The organism is Thermanaeromonas sp. C210, assembly GCF_013167955.1.
Taxonomy (GTDB): domain Bacteria; phylum Bacillota; class DSM-521; order Neomoorellales; family Neomoorellaceae; genus UBA12545.
Genome location: NZ_BLWF01000017.1, coordinates 1 through 611, shown reverse-complemented (window position 1 = coordinate 611; position 611 = coordinate 1). Strand labels below are relative to the sequence as shown.

The following is a 611-nucleotide window of genomic DNA, read 5'->3' as shown; positions in this document are numbered from 1 at the left end:
TGGAGAAGGGCAAATTCATATGGCCTGTGGGAAATACTTCTTCCACCATCACCATAAGCCGCCGGGAGCTGCGCTGGCTGCTTGACGGCCTTCCCCTGAACCAGCCCAAAGACCATCCCGAGGTAAAGGCGCGCACCATTTTGTAATATAAAGCACCAGAAAGAAATATTTTCAGTTCCTGGTTGATTCTAGAGGAATTCGGCGCTCTGCGGCGAATCATTAAAGCATGAACACTGCTCAATCTATAGCTGCCATGACCATAGAAGAGCTGCAAAGCCGCTGCCTGCAGCTGGAAGAACAGTGTAGACAGTTGGAACAACAAAATGCCGAACTTACCGCCAAGTTAAATTGGTTTATGGAGCAGTTCCGTTTAAGTAAAAAGCGGCAATTCGGTTCTTCCAGCGAGCGGACTTGCGCACTACAAGAGCAGCTTTTGCTTTTTAATGAGGCAGAAGTGGAAGCCCGGCCGGAAGCAGTTGAACCTGATTTGGAGACCATCACCTACCAGCGCCGTAAAACGCGCGGCCGCCGGGAGATGAACCTGGAAGAGCTGCCGGTAGAAGTAGTAGAGCACCGCCTGCCGGAAGAGGAGCGGGTCTGCCCGTGCTGCG

Annotated in this window: 1 protein-coding gene; it reads left to right on the top strand. The window is 52.2% G+C overall.

Going from position 1 to position 611, the window contains the following annotated elements:
* Nucleotides 1-226 precede the first annotated feature (226 nt).
* Nucleotides 227-611, top strand: a 385-nt coding sequence (locus TAMC210_RS13200; protein WP_217267417.1) for a transposase, incomplete at its 3' end; no start/stop codon positions are given.